This is a genomic window from Bradyrhizobium sp. 153 (assembly GCF_023073835.1).
Lineage (GTDB): Bacteria > Pseudomonadota > Alphaproteobacteria > Rhizobiales > Xanthobacteraceae > Bradyrhizobium.
Genome location: NZ_JADPKH010000033.1, coordinates 54,777 through 75,621 on the forward strand (window position 1 = coordinate 54,777; position 20,845 = coordinate 75,621).

Consider the following 20,845-nt stretch of genomic DNA (forward strand, 5'->3'; position numbering starts at 1 on the left):
GACGCTATGCATCACGACCTCAAATCATACATTCGACCTCTTCGCCGCCGCTTTGGCTTCACGCAAAAGGAGATTGCCTTCCTTATCGGAGCCAAGTGCCGCACCGCGATTTCGCGCCTTGAAGGCGGGACGCGCAAACCCAGCCTTGAGGCTGCATTTATATTCGCGCTGCTGTTTGACACAACTCCCTCGGAACTATTTCCCGGGCTGGTGTTGGAGCTTCGTGAGATCACCGTTCGGCGCGCCAATGATCTTTACGAAGAGCTTCAAGGAAACCCGTCCAATACGACGCAATTCAAGTTGGACTTCCTGGAGAGATTACTGGCACTAGCTGAGACGCGAACACTTCGCTCCATATGAAGCAAGCCGGTCGACATGGGCTCACTCTCTCAATCTACTTAAACACGCGCGGCTTCGCATTTGTCGTGTTCGACGGCCGCTTGTCGCCGTTCGATTGGGGAATACGCGAGATACGCAGACCTCGCAAATGCAGCAGATGCCTCCTGCGTATCAAGCAAATTGTCGATCGCTATGCGCCCAATATTATCGTTATTCAGGACACCTCCGAGCACGGCACGCAACGAGCGCGGTGGATCACGACTCTGAACGTCTCGATCAATGTACTTGCCAGAGACCGCGCCATTCCTGTTTTTGCATATTCGCGCGATCAGGTTCGCGGTGTGTTCGAGCGCCGCGAATGTCCGAACAAGCATAGCCTGGCTGAGCTGATTGCGAAGCACATTCCCGCGTTCGAGCGATACGTTCCGCCGCCTCGCAAACCGTGGATGAGTGAGGACCGCCGGATGGGTCTCTTCGATGCAGCGGCCTTGGGACTCGTGTTCTTTCAGTCGATCGACAAACAGGCGGCATAGACGCGTGCAGAGAGCCGCGCCAATTCTCCGCACTGAGTGTCCTTTTTGGGCAACCCGTTGAACGTACATCGGTCTCGACTGCGATCCTGGGTCTACCTAGTTGGCTGGAAAACAAAACGAGAATTAAATGAAAGGCCGTTAATTGTAACAATACTCTTGCAATTCAGATAAAAACGTTCAATAGATACCGCATTAAATAGAGGCGCAGCTGAGCGCCTGACAGCTGCCCACAAAACGGCGAAGCACACCGAAGCCGCCGTTCCCTCAATTGGCAGCATCGATGCCATCGGTAGGCACCGCGGAAGCGACGCCGGATTTTATCCTCCTGCGGCAGAAAACAAGGCTTGGATATGCCGTTCCTAACAATGGCAATGACCGTGCCCATCGCGATGATTGTCATTGCGCGTAGCGATTAGAGTTCCAAACGGCCAGCCCGAAAGGCGAACATCTCAACGAATGTGTGAGCCTGGGCGTAAGCCTAGGAAACGCAATGATGTTCTGGAGGGTATGGCGGTGACCGTGTCGCCAATTGACTCCCCTGATCCTGGGCAGGATCTCTGGATCACAAAGGCGTTCGGCTTGAATGCCGATCTTGTTGCGATGCTTCACGCGGGCCGCTTGAACAGGCTCTCAGAGGCGGCGGTCCCACGTGTTATGATTTGGCTATATGACCGTCCGCATCGTTGGGGTGTTCCTTGTTCTAATATGTATTGCGGTGTTTGCGGCGAACCGAGGAATTATTTCCACGCCCGAGGAGCAACAGCTCTCGTTGCCAACCACTTCAGTGCAACGTCTCGCGAATCTGCCGAACACTGCCATTGGCCAGCGACCGAGTCTGGTCGAAGCCACAGCGACAATTGATCCGATTTCCCTAACTACGACGTCTGCAAATCCGATCATTACTGGTACAGCGTCAAATATCTCCGAAATCAGCATCATCATTTCAAAAGGAAAGACAACGCCCGCGGCTTTGTATGGTGGGCCTGGCTCGGTTCCGGCCCCAGTGTGGGGAGACTTCAGCGGCAACCCAGGCTTCTCTCTCTCGAATGGCCACTGGTCTGCGACCGTAGACTATCGTGTCCACGCTCCAGTACTTCGGCCTGGCATCTATACCGTAGCAATTTATGGTTATAGCCATCTCCTTACATATGGCCCTCTCATGGTTCACTAACCGGCAGGTGCAGCGCTCAAAACTTAACTTCACCAAGTGCAGCGGAGAGTATGATGTCGACGCAGGTAGCTGGCACACTAAGCGCTAGGAACATTGGGCTCGGGGTAACACCGCAGGAAATTATCGACATTGCTTTAGCTAATCGTGGTGATGCGTGGGTTGCGGACGGATGTGCGGCCTTCGTCTGGGGTGTCACCAATTTAGCCGGTTTGCCGTTCTTCGACTTGGAAAACAAGACCGCTAACGACGATCCGACGTCACCACAACACACCGACTACATTGTCCCGCATTCCACGGGCGTTAAATCGGGCACCGCCGACGTGCCCGGCGACGGTTGGTATCTGGCGTCTAGCTCATCTTCCGTCGCTGACCTGACCGGTACCTTGCAGCCTGGCGATGTTGTCCGCGTATACAAGGCCGGAAATACGAACGAGGATTCTGTCAACGCAAGCGGACAAGCCATCGCGCATTCATTTATCGTCGTCAGCAATTCCGGCGGGAACGTCCAAGTTGTCGACAACTGGACCGGAGTAATTTCAGAGCATTCGCTCTCGGATATTACAAACAGCTGGGCACCGGGTGGTCAGTTTGCCGCTGCCTTCGTATCGCGCATCGACAGCACGTGGGTTGCAAGTAACGTTTCTCAAAATACAATCGTGGGCGACGCTTATGGCGACTGGAGTAGTCTTGTCGCGCAGCCGCCCGCCTATACCTACACAACCATCGACCTCGGAACGAGCACAGCCGCTTTCGACATCAACAACCTTGGTCAGATCGTTGGTGATTTTACCGACCCGAAAGCTCATGCATTTATCTACAGCATCAACGCCGCCCCTCTTATCATCAAAGACGATCCGTTTGGCAGAAACGGCACTGACGGCTATGGAATTGACGACTCGGGTCATATTGTCGGGGATTACGCCGATGGCTTTCTTAACCACGCATTCATGTATGCAGGCGGCACAACATACTCGACACTGAGCGGCCGATTTGCATGGGACATCAACGATGTTGGGCAGATCGTCGGCGATTATGCTCAGTACAGTAGTCCGACAGGAACCGCCTTCATCAGAAACGTCGATGGCAGCTATACCGATATCCGTTATTCGCAATCTATTCTGACATCAGCTCAGGGCATCAATGATAATGGAGAGGTCGTCGGGTATTTTCAGGATGGGATCGGATACCATGGATTCACTTACCTCAATGGCAATTACGATCTGATTCCGGACGCAGCGTCACAGCTGGCGGACGCTGCCCCAAACCAAACCTTTGCGACGGGCGTGAACGATGCCGGTTGGATTGCGGGCTATTACTACGACGTTAGCGGTGCTGCGCACAGTTTTCTCGACATCAATGGCACATACGAAGTAATTGGCGATGAGTTGCACGCGATAGGAGTCTTCGCGCAAGGCATCAATGATGCCGGACAGATTGTCGGCTACTACTCCAACAGCAGCGGCACCCATGCCTTTTTAGCCACGGTTTCCGATAACCGCTCGCCGGTCGCATCGGCTATCGCAGCGGACGCGAATGAGGATACCAACAATCCAATAGTGAAATTGGTGGCGTCGTTCATAGATGCCGACCTAAGCGACACTTTCACATTCGCGACTGGCATGACTGGGACCCTTGGCCTCGTCACCAACAACCATGACGGGACGTTCACCTATGATCCGAATAGGAAATTCGAGTCTCTGTCAGTTGGCGATACGGCGACCGACACGTTCAAATACACCGTTGATGATGGACGCGGCGGGACTTCGACGGCAACGGCGACGGTTACTATTCACGGTGAAAATGATCCTCCTTCGGCTTTACTCGATGCGATGGTGGTGCAGAAAGGCGCTGTCGTAACAGCGAATGCTGCGCACGGGGTGCTCATCAATGATAGCGACCCCGACAAACACGATACGTTGCACGTCAGCAAAGTAAATGGGCTAAGCACCAATGTGGGTCACGCGATCATTGGGGCCTACGGCATGCTCACACTGAATGCTGATGGGAGCTACAGTTACTCGGCCAACAAAAACATTCCGGGGCTCACGAACAAAGCCGGCGTCCAGGACGAGTTCGCCTACAGCATAGATGATGGACACGGCGGTACCGCCTCATCAACATTGACTGTTACTGTCCAGACTCAGCAGGCGTTAAATAAAAGTCCGGTCTTGTCTATTCATCCGCTGGACGCGAATAAGGACGAGGGCAACAGCGGCACGACGCCGTTCACGTTTGTTGTTACTCGTGATGACAACACAGCTGCCACGACTTCAGTCGATTGGAAAGTTGGACCGGCCAATGGTGTGACGGCAGATGGCCAGGACTTTACTGGAGGCCTTTTCCCCGCCGGGACAGTGACCTTCGGTGTGGGCGAGTTGAGTAAGGTAATCACAGTCAACGTTCATGGCGATACGCTCTATGAGAGCAATGGGAAGACCGAAAATTTCGTTGTTACTTTATCGAATCCAAGCACCGGTGCCACGATAAGCTCCACTCACAATAGTGCTGTTGGGCACATTCACAACGACGACGCCCGCCTTCAGACCGCCGCGAACATCTTTAAAGCTTTAGGGACGGATGGCGAGATGGTGGCGCTGGCTCAACTTGCGCAAGCGGCTTATCACCTAATTCCAAATACGAGTATCGAAAAGACGGGAGTTGGTATAAATCTTCCCAACGGACTTGCTGACGCCGCTTACGCGCTTCTACCAGCCGGTATGCAGGTTCTGACGTCTTCTGAACTGCCATCATTAGCCCTGCGAATTGTTGGGGATGCCAATTTTCCTGCTTTCGGACTGGTAGACGGAATATATCTTGACGGCAATGCGGCTGCGTTGATCGCTCGTTCATCCGACTCGCTTTTCATCTCATTTCGCGGCACAAACGACGTTGATCTGAGTTCTTTCGGCTTTTCTCCAGATACGAAAGATTGGACACTGACCGGGATGTCCAGTTATTATGATCTATTGAAGCCGTTGATAACTGCTGTTGACGGGTATTTGGCAACTCACCAAGACATTACACACGTCTATGTAACCGGCCACAGCCTTGGCGCGAGCATGGCGCAAAACTTTATGACCGATCACGCGGGAAGTAAGTTTCAAGCGGTCACCTTCGCAAACCCCGGATTCCCATCGGCTGGTCCATTAGATGACCCTCGAATAACAGACATAGCCATCTCTACTGATCCAGTTCCCTTTAAATACGCCGTCAATGGCGACATCTACCAAATTGTCGATTACGACGGAAATTCGGGCGGGGGACTGTTTGGTCCTCACGATATGGCCCTGTATAGGGACGCGGTGCAGTTTCTGGCATCAAAGAGTGACAGTATTCCGCAGTCAGGCCTAGCTGCTAACGGCCACCAAGACCTGGTCAAGATTTTTGTTGATATTGCACACCCCGGACCTTCAAGCATTCTCCAAACTGATCCGTGGACTGTCGGCTTGCCCAGCGGAGTGGTGCCGTCGCCGTTTGTCGCAGTCCCAACCTTTGATCCAAGGACGGACAGAAGTGTTGCTCCAAAGGAGATCTTGGGTGTCACCGGCGGAGGTACACTCACCGGAGGAGCAGGCAACGATGCGTTTACGTTCGCGCCAGGCTTCGGCCAGGTTATGATAACGAATTTTCATCCAGGGGAGGACATAATCCAAATTGAGAGTTCGCTATTTAAGAATGCCAGAGCTGTCGCCCAACATATCGCACCCGATCCACAGGATCCGCTCCATAGTGCGCTGATCACGTTCAATACAAATGATGCGATCGAACTCCATGGCAATACCGCAGCGCAGCTAATTGCTCAGGTCCAACACCACGGAGCTGACTACCTGTTCCAGGTTGTGTGATGATAACCCAGCAAAGTATCCCCAACGTGATCCACGAATTGGAGCGCTATCGCAGTGGTAAGATGTGGCAATGGTTCGTCTGCTCGCGGAACTGAACAGTAGATTTCCACTTCTGTTTGCTTCGATTGTTGTCTTAAGCATCAGCTTTGTCAGCATGGAGCTGGCGAGTTTTGTGGGTCTGCCTCGCCTTGTTTTCTTCTTTCTACTCTTCTATGAACCACCGTACCGTTTGTTGGCGAGCTATCTAATCGCGTACATTCTCTTCGACAGAGCTATTGCCTCACTTCAAGTTAAATTGTCGGTGCAACTCACCGGATACGTGATCATCGTCTCACTTGCATGCATGTTTCTATTTGTTGGGTATATCTACCACATCCTAGTGGCCCCTAACCTTCTTAGTCCTATTTCACTGGATGCCGCGCTTCCTGCCATGCTGTTTTACGCCGTTCTTCCCGGACTATTTCTCATTTCTTTACTACGTCGAAAGAGCGAGCGCGACCGAGTTGAGTTTAGACGATCCTAGCTTGCGTCCGAATAAGCACAACAAATTGAGGCCCGCGTTCCCGCGGGCCTTTTCCTTTGATGCTCCACGCTTCTCAGTGCGGATCTTCTATTCCTGTGCGGCGATTTCAGCCTTCGTACGACGCCGTCGCTGGGTAGAGAACGCGTCCAACTCTTAGGTTACTTATCACCTGTGGGAGCAAGCAGGAATGCCTAAGGAGCGGGATCAAGTGCTCTGTCTGGAAGCGGAACGACAGCTGAAGGAGGAACTGACTCGCCACGAACTCAAGCTGCCGAATACGCTGTAGAAAGCCGGAAGAGAAGTCCGGCGGGCATTTCACGGCGTCGAGATCAATCCACTAGCTGTTGCAACGATCCAGCGGTCGTCCCAGCGCACGATGGAGTCGATCCGCCCAATACCGGGTACGGTGTCGCCGCGCGTTGCCATCCGAACGCCATCGGGCCCTTCGAGTACCGCCGTTGCGCCTCGAACATCAAGCACCGTCCAACCCTTAATAGTTGTCGGTCTTGTCTCCGGCGCAGGCATGAGAGGTTCGCTGGGGGCTATCGAGCCAGTCAACGTCATATCCGCTTGGACAACCACAGACGCGGTGCCTGAAGAGTTCGGAGATAGGTAACCGCCGTCCGAGTCCGTGATCGCGGGCTTGGCGGAGGCGCCCGCTCCGACTGTTGAGACCTGACTTACGCTTGGCGGTTTTCGCAGAGCAAGAGGCGATGCTGCCGTCTTTCGCAGGCCTTCATCCCTGCCGCCCGATTTTGCTTCGGCAATTCGACGCGAAGGCGTTTCTGTCTGAGTAGTTGAATTGAGCGATGCGAGAGTTATAGGACCGTACCAACCAAAGCTGCCAGCCCATCCCAACACCATGCCAGCAATCAGTGCGCCTGCGACCAGCCAATTGGTGCGCTTTCGATCGCCGTCTGGCTTCAATAATGCCAGAACCTCTTCCCGGCTGGGACTCGAGAAATCCCGCGCGTTCAGCGTCACACGCGCCATTGGGTCTTCGCCGGCTTCAGCAACCCTCGCCTCGATCTCTTCCAAGGTATTCGCCTGGCGCAATCGCATGACCGGATCCCTTGTGGCTCCCCAATGATCATGCTGCGAACTAAATCAATCATTAACGGCGAATGAGCCGCAATACGAATAATGGTTAGCGTCGGTGCGCAGAGGGCGACGACCGCTGAAGTGAGGTCATGAATCGCATGGGGGCGACAAGTTCAGATTTCTTAGGAGGGGATCCAGCCCGTCCGAACGGCACCGCTTAGCCTCAACCTGCTTTACAGGCTGATCAGCCGCGCCCATTCTTGGTCCTTTTGCGGTGTCGGCTCTTTTGTTTGCGGCCCTGGCGTTCAGGTCATGCGGATCGTGCCAATGACGAGGAATAAAGTCGGGACGCGGTGGAAGAGCGACTTGCTTTGGTGCGGATGGCGGCAAATCAGCTTGCTCTTCTTCGCCAGGCTGGACGTACGCAACATCTACGCTCTCAACGGCAGTCGGCATGTCCAATTTGATTGCGAATGGCAGGCGATCAGCCTTGTTACCAGCAACTACTGGCATGACAACTTCTGGCGCGGGCGGCGGCGCGGATTTTTTCGCGGCGGCAGCAATAGCACCCACTCCAGCTAGGCAAGCCACTCCAAGCAAGACGATTCTAATCACGTGGCGGCTCCCTGTGCAGAGCGGGCCAACGGTCATGATCAAGTTGGCCCCAAAATGAGGCTGCTCGCTTGGTGTGGTTAACGCGGTGTGCGGAAAGATGGGCTCGCGGGTAGAAGCCGTTGCTGCGTAAGGCTCAAGCGAGAGAATGCAACCGGCCGAATTCCTCGATCTTTTCGTCCGAGCGTTGCCAAGCCAAGGTCAGCGGAGCTGTCACTGTTGGTGGGATCATCAATCTGCGAAGGCCTCCGGTCTTCAGAATGCCGGCAGCGGCACGTTAACTTCAGTTGACTTGCTTCACCGCTGGGACACGATGACCGCTCACGAAAAGGAGGAGATCATGCTTAGTCGCTTGCTCGCTTCGGCTTTCGTCCTGGCAGGTGCGAACACGGCCATTGCCGATGATATGAAGATGCCGACCAACTCTGGTGACCTTAAATGGGAGGCAGCACCTCCCACCTTGCCGAAGGGAGCCGATATCACGGTACTCTCAGGCGACCCCTCCAAAGAAGGGCTGTTCGTTCTCCGCCTAAGAATGCCAAGCGGTTATAAAATTCCCGCGCATAATCATCCAACAGATGAAGGCGCTACCGTCATATCAGGCAACTTTCACATCGGAATGGGCGACAAACTCGATGAGACGAAGGCGATTGAGCTAACAGCGGGCGGATATGCCGAAGCGCCCGCCAAAATGAATCACTATGGTTGGACAAGCAGTCCTTCCGTTGTTCAAATTCATGGCCAAGGGCCATTCGGGATAACTTACGTCAATCCCGCCGACGATCCGAGTAAGAAGTAGCGAAGCAAACGAATCGTCTCTGTTGGTCGCAAGGCAAGAGAAAAGCCCGGACGGTGGTCCGGGCCAATTTGTTAGTCGTTATCGTGATGAATGACGGTTTTCTCTCGGCTGCCGTCCTCATTCTCTTTTTTAATGACGGTCGTTCTATCAGTTTCCCGGGGCTCCTGTTCTTTGATGACCGTCGTCTGGTCCCGATCAACGGGCCGGCGCTCGCGAGACTCTCCGACCGTGACGCCTCCGCCCACCGGACCGGCCTGAACACCAACACCAACTTCGTCCGCAATGGCGGGTGTCGCGATCGCACTCACGATCGCCGCAGCAAACAGGTACTTGCGCATCCTATTCTCCTGTTAAGTTGTGGAGTTGGAGAATGTCTGCGTGCGACCATTCGTTCCCAGAACAATGGGCGTGAAGCTGCTCATTGTTCACGCTACTTCCCGCTTCGGGTAGTGAGGTCTTGGATCGCACGGAAGGATTAGGGTTCGTCAAATTCCGCGAGGCCTCTTCCAAGGATCAGTTGCGCCGTCTCTCGGACTGGCTGAGTGGCATCGGACCTGAAGTTCTGGGTGGGGCAGATCGTGACGATGGTCGCCGACGCCGGCTTTCGCAACGCACGGATGTGCCTAACGGAAGCAGGCTTACCTCCTGAAATCAATTTCACGGAAACGAAGGCCCGCTCATACGGGGCACTACGCTCGCTGTCTCCCGGAGAGCTGGATCGTCATATAGATCGATGCCTGCGGATTGCCCCTTGCTTGGCAGACGTATCGAAGCCGGCGCGCTGCTCCCAATGGCGGGCATGGAGAAGAAGACCAACACCGCCCCAGCGACGGCGATCAACATCGACCAGCTGCGCCTCATGTGCACCTCCGTCGGAGCTCGCAACACCGATACCGCACTGGGGGTCAGCTTGCGATGCTCGTTTACGCTAGGCCTTCGTCGGATCTGGTTCCTCGCAGAACCGTCGGCAGCCGAGTGCAGACCGGACGTGGTGGCGACACGGCCTAATCGACGCGAATGACCCCAAGGCGGACATGGCCGGGACTAATGCTGAGGTGCTTTAGACGCCGCAGCAGAGGGGCAGAAGCTTCGGGGTTGATCTCAGCTATTTAGGAGGCAACAATGGGGAGGCCCAAGGTTCGCCGATGACTGGATTCAAGCTGCCCGAGACGCGGTATGCCCTGAGCGGCGACGTCAGCATCGCCTATCAAATGACGGGCGATGGGCCGATAGACCTGATTTTGGTTCCCGGCTTCATCTCACACATCGAATTTCAGCACGAGTTGCCAGGATACACCGCTTTTCTGCGGCGGCTCGCGAGCTTCGCTCGGGTCGTGACCTTCGACAAGCGCGGACAGGGCATGTCGGACCGGATGTCGGGGGCGCCGTCGCTAGAGGTGCGCATGGACGATGTCCGCGCCGTCATGGACACGATCGGCTCTAAGCGCGCGGCACTGGTCGGGTTCTCCGAAGGTGGTTGTATGAGTATCCTGTTCGCCGCGACATACCCTGAGCGCGTGTCGCACCTCATTCTGACCGGATGTTTCAGCCGATCCGCCGACCGCCTCTCGGATGAGGCGTGGGAGGCACGTTTCGAGCAGATCCTGAGGCTGTGGGGTACCGGCGAACTGACCAAAACCATCGCTCCCAGCGAGGCGGTCGATCCAGCTGTGATCGCGCAATATGCCAAGTGGGAACGGTTGGCGAGTAGTCCCGGCGGGCTGCGAACACTCCTACGGCTCAACCGCCAGATCGACGTCAGCGCGATCCTGCCGACGCTGCAGGTGCCGACCCTTGTGTTGCACAGCAAGGCCGATCTCCAAGTGCCGGTCGAACTCGGCCGAAAGCTCGCCGCCGCGATCTCGGGCGTCAAATACATCGAATATCCCATTGGCGACCACGCGGTCTGGACCGCCAACAATGAGACGGTGCCCGGAGATATCGAGGAGTTCGTCACTGGCCGCCGCGATCACGGCGCGGTTGAGTTTGAGCGCGTGCTAACGACTGTGCTATTCACCGATATTGTTGGCTCCACACGCAGCGCGACTGCGATGGGCGACGAGCGCTGGCTTCAGCTGCTCGGCAATCACAATCAGATTGCAAGAGAGATCGTCGGTAAACACCGCGGCAATCTGGTGAAGAGCACTGGCGATGGGGTTCTCGCGACCTTCGACGGTCCTGGACGAGCGGTGCGCTGCGCGCTGGCCTTTGGCTCGGCGGCGAAACAGATCGGGCTATCCGTCCGCGCCGGCCTGCACACGGGGGAAATTGAGATCAGAGGGAGCGACATTGGTGGTGTCGCCGTGCACGCGGCCGCGCGCGTGATGTCGCATTGCGGCTCCGACGAAGTTCTGGTGTCGCGCGTCGTCACCGACCTCGTCGCGGGAGCCGGACTTAAGTTCGCCGAGCGCGGTTCTTACGAACTAAAAGGCCTGCCCGGAAAGTGGGATCTGTTCGCGGCCAGCGGATAGTCATCGAACCGAAAGCCCCTTTGCTCCTTAGCAGGCAAAGTTGCTGGGTGCCGCAGGCGTCAGCTCCTGGCCCGACGGCGAAATTCGGTTCGTAGTTCACACGGCGCCAGTGAAACGGCGCTGTTGACCCTAGGCGCACTTTGACGCTGCCCTGCGCTCCCTTGCCCGGCACTGTGGACGGCTGGGAGGTGGCACGTTGCGCCAGGGCCATCGACCCTAATTTCCCCATTGTCCACATGTCGGGAGCCAGCACCGACAAATGGCCAGTTCACGGCGTTCCAAATAGCCTTTTGCTTGCTAAACCGTTTGCACCGGCCCAGTTGGTGACAGCCATCTCTAATCTTCTTAATGCAACTCCCGTCCCTCCGACGGAGTAAGGGCGTCCTTAAGGGAGCGCCGCCCGCGGGCTAGACTCCCAATTTTGATGCGTTCTAAAGTGCCCGTCGGGACGGCGGCACAGACCAGAGCGCAAGGTGCAAGAATACAGAGCATATGTCGTCGACGAAGACGGTCACATTGCCAGCCGGATCGACCTCGTTTGTGAAAATGAGGACAGCGCGCGAACGCGCCAACAGCTCGTGGGTGGTCACGCCGTAGAGCTGCAAGGCGACCGGAAGATAGATCGCTTGGACCCGCTGTCGCATTGAGGGTCCAACAGGTGCCAGATTCTCGAGAGTGACGGGCCGCGTCGCGACCTCGCCCCTGCCGTGATCTGCGACGGTCACGATCTCCAAGGTATTGGCATGGCGCAATTGCATGCTCGGGTCCGTTGTGGTCCCCGATGATCATGCCGGGAACTAAACCAACCCTTAACAGCCGATGCGCTCGGCACGAATAAGAGAGCCGTGGATTGCGAAGGGCCGCCCAAGCGATAGGAGCGCCCCTGCTAGGCGGCCGCCCTCGGTCACTTCGCCATGGCTACGCCAAGGTAGAGGGGAGGGCTGAATCCATCCCAGATGGCTGAGAACTTGATCGTGCTTTCGAAGTCAGGTGAGTTTTAATCTTAGAAGCTTGAAACTAGGCGGTTTCTGCTGGGGTTTGTTTTGAGACAGCAAAGAAGAAACGCTGTTTACTGAGGAGGGAAACATGAACGAGCTGAACCGGTCATTGGGCAGGAACGCTCTTCTAGGCGCTAGCGTTGCTGCCGGTCTTCTTGCGCTCTCCAGTGCGGGCGCCTCCGCCGCTATTGCGTGTAGGGGAGACGTTTGTTGGCGTGTTCATACGCCCTATGTCTACCCGCCGTCTCCGACAATAGTCATCCATCCTGACTATTGGAGGCCCCCGACTCCGACAATCGTCATTCGCGAGCACTGGCGCCCGGTCGAGCGCTTCACGCGGGGGTACATCGTGCGGGAGTATGGCGGCTTCGACGATCCCGAATGGTAGCCAAGTGGCCATAAGGGCGATTGGAAGCCGTGCCTGTAGGCTTCGGGAGGCGCTCCAAATGAGCGTGACCCTACTCGCAATGCCTGGACGGCGACCTGGGCGCCTGCTTCTGATGGTCCTGCGAGTTGTTTTAAGCTCGAGCCGCATTCTGCGGCGTGCTGTTGCGCCAAGAGAGTCGACCGGGCCTGGCCAGCCTCGGGGCTGATTCCTGGGCCAGTCTACTCGCATCCATTGCGGGCTGATGCTCTCTCTAACATCGGCGGCACGCCTTTGTTCGATGTAGCTGCCCGCTCGGATCGGCGACCGCTCCAATCGCGCACGTGGTGCTCGCCGCCGGTGGATGATACCGCCTCCGGATCTCGCAACCGCAGTTGACTTCAATAATCTCGAAGCAGCGCAGTCACCGCTCCGGCTACGACAGTAAACCTGCCACATATTATTCAGCCTCGACGACGCTAAGGACGTCAGTCCAAGAGCCGCATAACATCGGGATGACGCTTGGCGGGGAGCACCCGCGTGTGCGAGGCGCTAACCCAAGATCAGAGATAGATCTGAACCAACGCCCGGGTTTGACCAACAAATATTTTGAACCTGTAATAAGCTCCGCGTTTTAAGCGCTCGGCCGAAGCTCGAGCGAATTGATACGCCCCGGTGCGGAGCTTAGTTGGAGGGCTGCTCAGCTACCAGGCCGTCTGAGTGGAGTTGCTCATGAGTACCGAGCGGAATCCCGACCCTGTGATCCTGTTGTTCGCGATTGCCGTGATAGTCGCCGCCTTCGCGGCATTCGTCACCACGTTTGAGCGGGTTGGGAGCACCACAGCTAGTGGCGAGGCTCCCTCGGGTACGACGGGGTTGGGCAAGCCTCGGCCGCCGCTTGAGCGAACACCCGGCCAATCAGTAGGGAAGTAAGCGCCACACGCGTGCCGGCGCGGGTGCCCATCCTTGTCCTGCAGCATCCCCGTCTTGTCTAAATCGACTGAACCTTCAAACGAAGCTAACCGAAACGCGAAGCGAAAGGGATGCGCAACGACTACCCTCTCTGGCCTTCCACGTTCACGCTGCCGTCTTGGGGCTTGTATGGTCCTACCTCCGATTGCATACTCTTCCCGTTGTCGCCTGCATATTGTTTCAATAGTCATTGTTCGAGGCTGTAATGAGTAATCGAGGTCAGGTTTACAACTATTCGGCTGTTCTGCATGAACGGGTCGAGGGGCTTATCGCACTATTTGGCGAACTGCAGACGCTCCGGCGACGCCTGCGAGCCGCTAACGCGAGAAGGATTGGGCGGCACCGAAGGTCGCGCGGAGAAGGAGAGTCCTTCGGCGGCGATAGCTACCGTTCAATGCAACGATCGCGTCCCCGACATTGACACGAAGCCGCATCGGGTCGCTTCACGAGCACCTGCATCTGCAGCTATTGCCCGCAAGACCGAAGCATCGGAGCAACAGTTTCCCGGCACCTTGACCAGTGCGCCATTCTTAATTTGCGTCGTGTGCGCGACTCAGACCTGCTCTCTGTACCAAGCAGACAGAACGAGGGGGCGGGGAATGATTGTACGCGCGGGGGCTATTGTTGCCTTGCTGCTGATGCCCCTGGGGTCCGAAGCCTTCGCCTCGCGTCATCACAGGCCCACAACGCGCATATCTTGCAGCGAGGTCAGATACTACGTCGCGAAATATTCGGCGAAGGTGGCCGAGATGTACGCTCGTAATCACGGCGCTACCGACGCACAGATCGAACGGGCGCGACGCTGCTTGGCCTCCAACGAGACTGCCGAATCCGGCCGACCACGTGTTTACGCTGATTGAATTGAAGCAGGGCATCGCTGAGCGCGACGGGTGACCCGCCGTGGCCACTGAGAGCGGCCTCGGCATAACCGAGGCCACTCGCACCAGATTTCATCAGAACAACTTGTCGCTCACTTCCGCGCGAAATGATGCGGTCTTGAACGTGGCCTAGCCGTCGAGAACAAGGAGAGATGGGCTCGGAAGGCTTTTCCGACAGCCAAGTTTCCCGATACTCTTTCCAAGGACATTTTGCGGGCCCGCGTGACCTGATCTGGCGTGTTTATGGAGCGAGGTCAGGCGGGGCGGCCGCCGAGAAATAGGAGTTTCTATCGCATCTCGGAGGGCGGGTACCCACCTAATGCAACGCCTGGCAATTAATAATTAATCGCAAATAAACAAAATTAAATTAGAGAATATTTAATTTCCGGTTTATGGTTAGGTCAATTGTGCCGGACGAACGCACAAGGATCTCGGAAGAGGCGGCTCCAGCATCTCCTGCCCTGCCCCAATGCAGGAGCCGTTTCTTCGAGTGCTGAGGTTAGGAGTATCAAGGTGAGCATGTCCTCTACTCGCTGGACAAGACGCGAGGACGAGGTCTTTCGGAAGTTGGTGAATTCTCGAACATCACCGAGCTTGATCGCCCGGATTTTGAACAGAACCGAAGATGAGTTGAAAAAGCGAGGCTATCTCCTCGGATTGCCGTTGAAGTGGTTCAAAACAAGTTGCGGCCATTAGCTTAGCGCTTTCTTGATCTAGATGGGCGTAAGCGCCCAAGCTCAGATTTTGAATGGCCGTGCATAAGCAGGTCGCAATTGCGCTTTGGTCCTTGGCCGCTGCATGCGTCCTGGCCTTGGATTGGCGGCAGTCGTCTTAGGCGGCGATTTCCGTAGCTTCCACCAGGGCGCGACTACCGGAACAACCCGAGTTTCACGTTAGCTCAGCACGGGACCAGCAATCGCATGCAGCGAAATCGAGATCACGGTTGGCAGGTTGCCTTTCAGAGGGGGGCCGTTGCTTGGCCAACTGACCCCACGCTTCTACGTGGCTTTGCTGCGCACCATCATGGCCAATCGAACAGTCCCGTGTTGAGCACATGCCGAGTTTTCAACCCACGTGTCGAGGCGCTTCTTCGCATGCCTGCGAACGATAATGACGGTCACGAGCGATTAGAGCCCTTTCCCGACGGCTGGTGGGCTTCTTCGTGACCGAACGCTCGAATGAGGCCGTAGCGTCAAGTTAAATGATCTAATGATAGGCCCCGCCATCTCTGTGCAGTTACCGCTATGTAGGTCTTGCCACGGAAAAGTAGCCGGGTGTCAGATACGTGTCGAATGAACGGCCGGGCCAACGCGAGCAGGAATCAAGGACGTTATTCCGCGTCCACCGCTACCGAGGGCCGAACAGATAGTCGAAGTCGGTTGGATCCTTAAGGCCTGAAGTGCGACTGCAGCCACAGGACATGAAAGTGTGTTGAGCGTTGAACTGGTTTTTGATGGACCTGGAAGACGCGCACGATTGCTACTTTTGGAGGACATCATGGATGAGAAGACCCCTCATTCGGCGCCGATTGAGAAGTGCGGCGTAATCACCTTCGGTCGATCGACAACTGCGTGCACCATTCGCACCATATCGGGATTCGGCGCCGCTCTTGATCTTGCTGCGGATGACAAACTACCCGACGAATTTGCGTTGACCCTTGTTCCGGACGGAAGACCGCGCCGCTGCGCAGTGGTGTGGCGCAAGGCAAAGCGAGTTGCCGTCGCATTCTATTGACGGGCTTTGGGCGTCGAAGCGAAAACTTTGAGCTCGACAGACGTGATCAACTTGTTGAGGCGTCGATTCTGAAAAACAGGCGCGATCGAAATTCTCAGAGCCGTATCGCTTGATCTAGTTGAGCATGTTATAAGTTGCTCCAAACTGATCGGAGCGGCTATGGCCAAGCAAAGCAAAAAGGCAATCGCGCGTCGCGAGTATACCAAGACGGATGTCAAAGAGCTGCATGCGCATTTCCGATCCAAGACACCGGTGTCGAAAATCGCAGAGCTGACGAAAGAAGTGAAGGCTCTCTGCGTCAGAAAGCCCTAACGCTCGGAATCAAGCTTGGCCATCGGCGCTAATAGCACATCTACTCAGCCGCACTATGGACGACCTCAAACGAAACGACGAACCACCGGAGAAGTGGGATAAATACAAAGCCCATGCTTTACGTGTCGATTGCGCAACAACTCGTCAGAGCCTAGCCACACACCCTTCTCTCCGTGCCCACCCAACGCCTTTCCGCGCGAGGCGCGGAATGGCCATTCGACCGGGGACTGCACTTTGCAACCTTGAGGGGCTGCGCTGGCCTTGCATTCGGACCCGGACCTCGGGGCACGAGCACAATGAATCGATCGCGTCGCGCGATTTGAGCCGCATGACCGCCAAGGTCGGTGCGAAGGGTCATGGTGGCGGGGCGCAACACCGGGAGCTTTCGATGTCCGGTTATTTGCGATTGTGCCTCGTCAGTTTGGTCCTTGTTGAAACACTTTCCACGGCGCCTGCCTCCTCCAATCCTCTTGTGGATATCTTCAATACCGCTGCACCCCCACCTGCAACGATCTCTCCACCGCAAGCGGAATGCGTGCGACGCCCCAGCAGCTCGACCCCCGACGGCCAACATTGGGTCTATCGAATGGACGGGCACCGCAAATGCTGGTTCCTGACCGAGGCTACTGGGAAGGTGAAGAAGACCGTTCGTCGCCCGGTGGCCAAAGATAGCACCGCCAGTTTGGATGAAAGGGGGACCGCACGGCCAAGGCAGAACGGGGTCGTTGATGCGCGCGGAGCTGCTGCGCTCCGAACCAGCCGAGCCGCCTCGGCCGCCGCATGCCGGAGTCAAGGTAGCTGATGCGGCCTCCGATCTCGGTACTAGCACCGCCGGGATGTCAGCGGCCCTCGTTTCCCAGCATAGCCGCTCGCTCGCGCCCTCCGTGCCGATCCAAGATCAAATCCGTGATGAGCAACTGCATGGGGCCTGCCCGCCACCGAAGAGGTAACTTCGTCCGAACCTCTGAGTATAGCGCTCGGCACGATCGTGCTCACTGCAGAGGCTTCTAACAAGGCACAGAGCCGGCGGTAACCTGGCTCGGCGTACTGCTGATGACTTTGGGGATGCTCTCTATCTTGAGCTCGAGCCGCTCGCTTCAGCACGCGTTCAGATTGGGCTCCTGAAGCGTGCTGCGCCCGCCGCCCTGACGAGCCGCCACGGAGGAGTTCCAGGCGCTGTATAGCCGAATTGCCACACGTACAAACGTTCCTCGCCCCGCGCTTACTTTGGTGCTGCCTTAAACGAACACTCGACTACGATGGTGGTCCCCTTTTGATCGGACTGCCATCGTGCGGTATAGAGTTTTCGTGATGGACAGCAGCCGGCGCGTGATTTGCGCCGCGAAGCTCGACTGCATCGATGAGCAGGCTGCGAGATGTCGCGCCGAGCAAATGTAAGGCGAGCACGACGTTGAGCTTTGGGAAGGGGATCGGCTCGTCGCTGTCTTTCGAAGTGCAGCTTCGAAGGAAAATTGAAGCGACCGTTTATCCTGAATATTAGTGACGTGTACCCATAACCAAGCGCGTGATGCGACAAAGGCAGTATCCGCTGCGATAGAGACCCATGCGTCAAGTGGCAGGAGAGTAGACCAGGGCAGCTAGTGGGACATATTTTCAAAGGTTCTCATCGCGGCAACAACATTCTTTCCGAGGTAAGGTTTTGCGATGAAAAGCGCGTTGCCGGAATTTCAAGTGGCCTCAACTTCCCGGAAGTTATGATGATATGCACCGGAGGCCATCTGTCCCGGACAGCAGCGGCGAGCTTCAGCCCGTTGATGGAACCCGGCATTTCGATGTCTGTAAATAGCAAATGGATGTCTTTGCGGGCTTCCAGAATGGCGATGGCATGATCAGCGTTTTTTGCGACGACCGCGGTAAACCCAGCCTCTTGGAGGTCTCCCGCCACGAGATCCCTGATTAGAACTTCATCCTCAACGACTAAAACTGTGGCCATTTGACCTCTTCGGTGGTCTTTGGGGCCACGAATGCTAAGTAAAGCGGCGCACAATGGTTCCTGAGTTCGTTTCCAAACAGCCATTTGGATAGCCCCATAAAGGCGTAGGGGTCCCGCCCCGTCAGTGAAACAGCCCGCGCTATGTCCATCGCACTACAGACGTGCCGCCCGAATGAGCGTAAGAAGGAGACATTGCTGGCCACGATATTGGGCGTCAGTGACTGAGAGTTGAAATGCTCCCGCCTTACTGCGCGAGAGCTTTCAATGATCGAATCAAACCGTATCCTCGGCGCCTTGTCAGCTGCCGACCTCGAAGTCCTCAAGCCGCACCTCCGGCCTGTCAAACTTGAGCACCAGCGCATTTTGTTTGATACCGGCGATCCGGTACCTGTCGTATACTTCCCGCTGACCTGCGTGGTGTCATTAGTCGTGCCCCTGTCAACGGGACAGTCAGTCGAGGCCGCAATGGTCGGCCGAGATGGCGTTGTCGGAGCGGGAGCCGCGCTCGACGGGAAAATATCCCTGAACCGCGCAATCATTCAGCTGCCTGGCAACGCCTTGGAGTGTAGCGCCAAGACATTGGAGACCGCGGCATTTCAAAGCCGCGCTTTGATCGCCATGCTCGTTCGGCATGAACAGACCGTATTCGCACAAGCTCAACAGTCGACGGCATGTATGGCCGCACATGACACTCAAGCCCGGCTTTGCCGCTGGATGCTCCGGGCTCGTGATCTGGCTGAAAGCGACACCCTGCCATTCACCCAAGAATTTCTGGCGGAAATGCTGGGCAGGAACAGAACCAGCGTCAGCCCGGTCGCGCATACGCTGCAACAAGCCGGGATGATCAGGTACACGCGAGGGCGCATCGAAATCCTCAACGTTGAGGGGCTGAGGGAAAGCGCCTGCGAATGCTACGAAGCGGTTCGATTGAATTACGATAAGCTACTTTAATGAGGGTCCGAGCCATACCTCGGCTCAAGCCTGATTACGAACCGAGCGAGATTCCAAAGCTCGCGGGGGCTCCGTCAATCAACTGCTTTGCCCATGCAATCGCGTCGTTGTCATTTTCGCACGAAAAGACCCGGCATGCCACGAATTGCCCGTCGTTGCCGACTGTGTAAAGTCGACGATCAGTCATTTATCGCGGTGGGCGCAAACCTGGTGACGTGAGCCATTCGTTGATATGAACTGCGACGTCGGTCTGGCGCGCTCGTTTCATAAGAGCGTCCTTCTCCCGACCAGGCGGCATCCCCCGGGCTTGCTCTTTAAGTTGCGCAGCCGACTTGGCCAGTCGCTCATCGAAGGTCATGGTATGCTTGATCCGTCTTCGCTTCTGCAGCATGGCTATGTCCTCCTCGCAGCAAAAGTTAACGGCGTTTCACCTGCTGCGTCTGTCTTAGGGGCTACATAGGAGAAACGGGCTTCGTCGGTCAGTTGATATACGCTTCTGCCGATAAGCCCTATCAGGGGATTGGCTAGGAGCGTTGCTTCCGGCCGAGCTGCCGTGATTCAAACCTCTCATAACTGGGGGCTCGAACCATGCGCTACGAACTCGCGGATCATGAATGGACCACCATCAGGCCGATGCTGCCGAACAAGCCGCGTGGCGTTCCCCGGGTAAACGACCGCCGTGTCATCAGTGGAATTTTCTGGGTCTTGCGATCCGGAGCGCCCTGGCGTGATCTCCCGGAGGCGTTTGGTCCGTACACCACTTGCTACAACCGCTTTGTTCGCTGGCGGCGGGCTGGTGTCTGGGGCCGCATCATAGACGCACTTGCCGCCGCCCACGATGCCGCTGTCCAGATGATCGACACCTCCATCGTCCGTGTGCATCAGCATGGAGCCTGCATCACACGAAACCAGCGCCAATCGATGGGGAGGTCACGCGGCGGCTTGACGAGCAAAATCCATGCGGTGGTCGATAGAACTGGTCTGCCGGTACGATTGGCGCTGAGCTCCGGTGAGGCCCACGACGTTCGACTTGGCGGAAAGCTGCTGTCCCGTTTGAAAGTCGGGTCAATGCTCCTTGCCGACCGTGGCTATGACGCGGACTGGATCAGAGAGCTTGCCGTGAAGAAGGGCGCGTGGGCCAACATCCCGCCTGTCAAACGCCATCCGGAACTGCCCCCTTTGCGTCATGAAGAACTGCCCCCACCATCGCGATTATGATCTCGGTTGAAGGTTGTTTCCGCCGGTGGCAGGCCGGAGGGAGGCGGAGCCGACCGGAGGGCCGTCACCGGCGGTCAGCGTCTTGATGAGGCCGCTCTTGCGCTTGGCGCGGAGCCGATAGCTGTCGCCT

14 protein-coding genes and 2 pseudogenes are annotated in these 20,845 nt (G+C 56.5%); 12 read left to right on the forward strand and 4 right to left on the reverse strand.

Going from position 1 to position 20,845, the window contains the following annotated elements; all coding sequences use genetic code 11:
* Positions 1–6 precede the first annotated feature (6 nt).
* From IVA91_RS09555 to IVA91_RS09570, 4 genes are all read left to right on the forward strand, one after another.
* The gene (locus tag IVA91_RS09555) at positions 7–360 is read left to right on the forward strand and encodes a helix-turn-helix transcriptional regulator (protein WP_247458612.1); all 354 of its coding nucleotides are present in this window, start codon (positions 7–9) and stop codon (positions 358–360) included.
* Positions 357–872, forward strand: a complete 516-nt coding sequence (locus IVA91_RS09560; RefSeq protein ID WP_247458613.1) for a hypothetical protein — start codon at positions 357–359, stop codon at positions 870–872. The genes IVA91_RS09555 and IVA91_RS09560 overlap by 4 nt, the downstream gene beginning before the upstream one ends.
* Positions 873–2,093: 1,221 nt before the next feature.
* The gene (locus tag IVA91_RS09565; RefSeq protein ID WP_247458615.1) at positions 2,094–5,888 is read left to right on the forward strand and encodes an Ig-like domain-containing protein; all 3,795 of its coding nucleotides are present in this window, start codon (positions 2,094–2,096) and stop codon (positions 5,886–5,888) included.
* A gap of 70 nt (positions 5,889–5,958) precedes the next feature.
* Complete coding sequence (locus IVA91_RS09570) at positions 5,959–6,411, forward strand: hypothetical protein (RefSeq protein ID WP_247458617.1); 453 nt, start codon at positions 5,959–5,961, stop codon at positions 6,409–6,411.
* 315 nt (positions 6,412–6,726) lie between these two features.
* Here the strand turns inward: IVA91_RS09570 and IVA91_RS09575 are convergent, their stop codons facing one another.
* A complete protein-coding gene (locus tag IVA91_RS09575; protein WP_247458619.1) occupies positions 6,727–7,449 on the reverse strand; it encodes a hypothetical protein in 723 nt (240 codons plus the stop codon).
* Between the two features lie 330 nt (positions 7,450–7,779).
* Here IVA91_RS09575 and IVA91_RS09580 point away from each other — a divergent pair, with 330 nt between their 5' ends.
* Together IVA91_RS09580 and IVA91_RS09585 are read left to right on the forward strand one after the other, a co-directional pair.
* Positions 7,780–8,034, forward strand: coding sequence for a hypothetical protein (locus IVA91_RS09580; RefSeq protein ID WP_247458620.1), 255 nt, complete (start codon positions 7,780–7,782; stop codon positions 8,032–8,034).
* Positions 8,035–8,212: 178 nt separating this feature from the next.
* Positions 8,213–8,863 (forward strand): cupin domain-containing protein, encoded by a 651-nt coding sequence (locus IVA91_RS09585; protein ID WP_247458622.1) that lies wholly within the window; start codon positions 8,213–8,215, stop codon positions 8,861–8,863.
* A gap of 71 nt (positions 8,864–8,934) precedes the next feature.
* On the opposite strand, the gene IVA91_RS09590 is transcribed toward IVA91_RS09585, so the two are convergent.
* The gene (locus tag IVA91_RS09590; protein WP_247458624.1) at positions 8,935–9,201 is read right to left on the reverse strand and encodes a hypothetical protein; all 267 of its coding nucleotides are present in this window, start codon (positions 9,199–9,201) and stop codon (positions 8,935–8,937) included.
* An 807-nt stretch (positions 9,202–10,008) separates the two neighbouring features.
* Here IVA91_RS09590 and IVA91_RS09595 point away from each other — a divergent pair.
* Positions 10,009–11,334 carry an adenylate/guanylate cyclase domain-containing protein gene (locus IVA91_RS09595; RefSeq protein WP_247458625.1) on the forward strand — a complete coding sequence of 442 codons (1,326 nt, stop codon included), beginning with the start codon at positions 10,009–10,011 and terminating at the stop codon, positions 11,332–11,334.
* 431 nt (positions 11,335–11,765) lie between these two features.
* Here IVA91_RS09595 and IVA91_RS09600 read toward each other — a convergent pair whose 3' ends face one another.
* Positions 11,766–12,092 carry a hypothetical protein gene (locus IVA91_RS09600; protein WP_247279120.1) on the reverse strand — a complete coding sequence of 109 codons (327 nt, stop codon included), beginning with the start codon at positions 12,090–12,092 and terminating at the stop codon, positions 11,766–11,768.
* A 2,214-nt stretch (positions 12,093–14,306) separates the two neighbouring features.
* Here IVA91_RS09600 and IVA91_RS09605 point away from each other — a divergent pair.
* The 3 genes and pseudogenes from IVA91_RS09605 (at position 14,307) to IVA91_RS09615 (ending at position 16,624) form a co-directional block, all read left to right on the forward strand.
* Positions 14,307–14,528, forward strand: coding sequence for a hypothetical protein (locus IVA91_RS09605; protein ID WP_247279125.1), 222 nt, complete (start codon positions 14,307–14,309; stop codon positions 14,526–14,528).
* A 1,515-nt stretch (positions 14,529–16,043) separates the two neighbouring features.
* Positions 16,044–16,280 carry a PilZ domain-containing protein gene (locus IVA91_RS09610; RefSeq protein WP_247279121.1) on the forward strand — a complete coding sequence of 79 codons (237 nt, stop codon included), beginning with the start codon at positions 16,044–16,046 and terminating at the stop codon, positions 16,278–16,280.
* Between the two features lie 159 nt (positions 16,281–16,439).
* Positions 16,440–16,624: pseudogene (locus IVA91_RS09615) on the forward strand (hypothetical protein).
* Between the two features lie 1,592 nt (positions 16,625–18,216).
* Here the strand turns inward: IVA91_RS09615 and IVA91_RS09620 are convergent.
* On the reverse strand, positions 18,217–18,546 hold the full coding sequence (locus IVA91_RS09620; RefSeq protein WP_247458627.1) for a response regulator: 330 nt from the start codon (positions 18,544–18,546) through the stop codon (positions 18,217–18,219).
* A gap of 264 nt (positions 18,547–18,810) precedes the next feature.
* On the opposite strand from IVA91_RS09620, the gene IVA91_RS09625 reads away from it, so the two are divergent.
* The gene (locus IVA91_RS09625) at positions 18,811–19,497 is read left to right on the forward strand and encodes a Crp/Fnr family transcriptional regulator (protein ID WP_247458629.1); all 687 of its coding nucleotides are present in this window, start codon (positions 18,811–18,813) and stop codon (positions 19,495–19,497) included.
* A gap of 588 nt (positions 19,498–20,085) precedes the next feature.
* Positions 20,086–20,649: pseudogene (locus IVA91_RS09635) on the forward strand (IS5 family transposase); the annotation flags it as partial.
* Between the last annotated feature and the right edge of the window lie 196 nt (positions 20,650–20,845).

Bases quoted from the DNA above. Each gene is read 5' to 3' on its own strand.
- IVA91_RS09560 (WP_247458613.1), top strand. From the start codon at position 357: ATGAAGCAAGCCGGTCGACATGGGCTCACTCTCTCAATCTACTTAAAC.
- IVA91_RS09565 (WP_247458615.1), top strand. From the start codon at position 2,094: ATGATGTCGACGCAGGTAGCTGGCACACTAAGCGCTAGGAACATTGGG.
- IVA91_RS09580 (WP_247458620.1), top strand. From the start codon at position 7,780: ATGACGAGGAATAAAGTCGGGACGCGGTGGAAGAGCGACTTGCTTTGG.
- IVA91_RS09600 (WP_247279120.1), bottom strand. From the start codon at position 12,092: ATGCAATTGCGCCATGCCAATACCTTGGAGATCGTGACCGTCGCAGAT.
- IVA91_RS09590 (WP_247458624.1), bottom strand. From the start codon at position 9,201: ATGCGCAAGTACCTGTTTGCTGCGGCGATCGTGAGTGCGATCGCGACA.
- IVA91_RS09555 (WP_247458612.1), top strand. From the start codon at position 7: ATGCATCACGACCTCAAATCATACATTCGACCTCTTCGCCGCCGCTTT.
- IVA91_RS09625 (WP_247458629.1), top strand. From the start codon at position 18,811: ATGATCGAATCAAACCGTATCCTCGGCGCCTTGTCAGCTGCCGACCTC.
- IVA91_RS09570 (WP_247458617.1), top strand. From the start codon at position 5,959: ATGGTTCGTCTGCTCGCGGAACTGAACAGTAGATTTCCACTTCTGTTT.
- IVA91_RS09605 (WP_247279125.1), top strand. From the start codon at position 14,307: ATGCCCCTGGGGTCCGAAGCCTTCGCCTCGCGTCATCACAGGCCCACA.
- IVA91_RS09585 (WP_247458622.1), top strand. From the start codon at position 8,213: ATGCAACCGGCCGAATTCCTCGATCTTTTCGTCCGAGCGTTGCCAAGC.
- IVA91_RS09610 (WP_247279121.1), top strand. From the start codon at position 16,044: ATGGATGAGAAGACCCCTCATTCGGCGCCGATTGAGAAGTGCGGCGTA.
- IVA91_RS09595 (WP_247458625.1), top strand. From the start codon at position 10,009: ATGACTGGATTCAAGCTGCCCGAGACGCGGTATGCCCTGAGCGGCGAC.
- IVA91_RS09620 (WP_247458627.1), bottom strand. From the start codon at position 18,546: ATGGCCACAGTTTTAGTCGTTGAGGATGAAGTTCTAATCAGGGATCTC.